The organism is Microbacterium sp. Bi128 (genome assembly GCF_918698205.1).
Window position 1 is genome coordinate 1 of sequence record NZ_CAKKMM010000975.1, and the last position, 1,939, is coordinate 1,939.

Annotated in this window: 4 protein-coding genes; all 4 read left to right on the forward strand. The window is 70.2% G+C overall.

The genetic code is table 11. The annotated features are described in order from the left end of the window. A partial coding sequence (locus tag LQV45_RS28725; protein ID WP_230010397.1) for a glycoside hydrolase family 15 protein occupies window positions 1-433 on the forward strand: 433 nt, incomplete at its 5' end. A gap of 123 nt (window positions 434-556) precedes the next feature. Next, the gene (locus tag LQV45_RS28730) at window positions 557-862 is read left to right on the forward strand and encodes a hypothetical protein (protein WP_223913587.1); all 306 of its coding nucleotides are present in this window, start codon (window positions 557-559) and stop codon (window positions 860-862) included. A gap of 63 nt (window positions 863-925) precedes the next feature. Further along, window positions 926-1,243: a hypothetical protein gene (locus tag LQV45_RS28735; RefSeq protein WP_230010399.1), complete on the forward strand. Its 318-nt coding sequence runs from the start codon at window positions 926-928 to the stop codon at window positions 1,241-1,243. A 168-nt stretch (window positions 1,244-1,411) separates the two neighbouring features. Beyond that, on the forward strand, window positions 1,412-1,939 hold a 528-nt coding region (locus LQV45_RS28740), incomplete at its 3' end, for an SDR family oxidoreductase (RefSeq protein WP_230010401.1).

Sequence of the window (1,939 nt, forward strand, 5' to 3'; positions counted from 1 at the left end):
CTACGGGCGGCCGGAGCTGGATGTGAGCCTCCTGCTGCTGCCCCGGGTGGGGTTCCTCCCGCCGGATGATCCGCGCATCATCGGAACCATCGATGCGGTCCAGCGCGAGTTGACGCACGACGGCTTCCTGCGCCGCTACCTGCCGGCACAGAGCGATGACGGGCTGCCCGGCGAGGAGGGGGTGTTCCTGGCATGCTCCTTCTGGCTGGTCGAGGCCCTGATCGGGGCTGGCCGGCGCCATGAGGCCCGGGAGCTGTTCGAACGCCTGCTGGCGCTGCGCAACGACGTGGGGCTCCTCAGCGAGGAGTGGGGCGTCGAGACCGGCCGGCAGTTGGGCAACACGCCGCAGGCCTTTAGTCACTTCGCCCTCGTCATGAGCGCGCTGGAACTGCATGAAGACGGCGTCCGCCGCAGCGACACCCCGCTTCCGTGATCCGCGCCCGCGGCGACCGCCATTGGACGAAGGGCGGGACCTTCAGCACTTTCCCCGCACCGTAAAATAAGTACACTTACTAATATCCCGGCGGGGGATACGAGGGAACTAGGAGTGTTGCAAATGGCGGGATATTTTGAGCTCGTGGACGCGCCCGAGGGCGGCTACCGCATTCGGATGATGGACGGGGCAGGGCAACTGATGGCAGTCTCAGTGACGTTTCCCACCAAGAAAGCCGCCGTTGCCGGCGTCGCCCAGGCAAGGGAAATCGCCGGAACCGGCCTGATCAGGGACCGCAGCGCCGATGGCCGGGCCGCCGTGCCCGGATCGTCCGCCCGGGTGATCAGGGGTCGGCGCGGCGGTGCCGGGCGCTCAAACTCCACCCTGGGGGGCTCGCTGGCGGGCAAGAGGGCGCAGGCCCGTACCTGACCTGATCATCGAGTAGGCCGTTTCCCCAGCCGGTTCGCCGCGCCGAACGGTTACAGTATGGCCATGGAGCAGCGGGGGAATCGGAACACCGGCCGTGCCCGGAAGAATCTGCTGGGCCGTGTGGCGGTGCCGCTCACTGCCGCGGCCATGCTGCTCGCCGGGCTGGCCCTTGTTGCCCAGCCGGTGACGCAGGAGGACTTTGGCTGGGTAGCGTATGCGCCGGTGGCCACGGGGCCCGTTGTGCTGCAGGGGCTCATGGTCATGGGCCCGTGGATCTGGGCAGGGGTCGCGCTGATCAGCATCGGGTTGCTCCTGCTGGCGTTCTGGTCCGGCTACCGCACGGGCCGGCAGGCCCGGGACCGCGGCGACGACTCCCGCTAGGCGGCCGCCGCTCGGCCGTCCGCCCCGCGGCCGGGCTGAAGCGCCGCCAGCCGCCAGCCGACGCCCCCGAGGAGACAGCTCGCGGCGTTCCGGACGCGAAACACTGCCGTGATGTGCCGTCTCGGCGGTACGCTGGCCGGGCAGCGCCTAACCGTCGAGGAGGACCTCATGAGCCAGCACCACACCCCCGGAAGGGTCGCCGTTGTCACCGGAGCCGGTTCCGGCATCGGCCGCGCAGTGGCCAGGCTCATGCTGGCCGAGGGCTACCGGGTGGTCCTGGCGGGGCGGCGGGAAGAACCGCTCCGAGAGACCGCGGCCGGCCACCGCCAGGCGCTCGCGGTCCCGTGCGATGTCACCGTCCCCGCCGACGTCGAACGGCTTTTCGCCGCCGCGCTGGGGCAGTGGGAGCGCGTGGACGTGCTCTTCAACAACGCCGGCGTGTTCGGCCCCGCCGCCGCGGTGGACGAGATCACCGTGGAGGACTGGGACGCGACCGTCGCCGTGAACCTCACGGGGTCCCTCCTTTGCGCCGGTGCCGCCGTCCGGGCCATGAAGGCCCAGTCGCCCCAGGGCGGACGGATCATCAACAACGGTTCGGTCGCGGCGCATTCGCCCCGGCCGCGGACGGTGGCCTACACGGTGACCAAGCACGCCATCACCGGGCTGACTAAAAGCATTGACCTGGACGGCCGGGGC

What these genes read in the sequence shown, in the direction of transcription:
- LQV45_RS28735 (WP_230010399.1), top strand. Translation starts at nt 926, where the DNA reads ATGGAGCAGCGGGGGAATCGGAACACCGGCCGTGCCCGGAAGAATCTG.
- LQV45_RS28730 (WP_223913587.1), top strand. Translation starts at nt 557, where the DNA reads ATGGCGGGATATTTTGAGCTCGTGGACGCGCCCGAGGGCGGCTACCGC.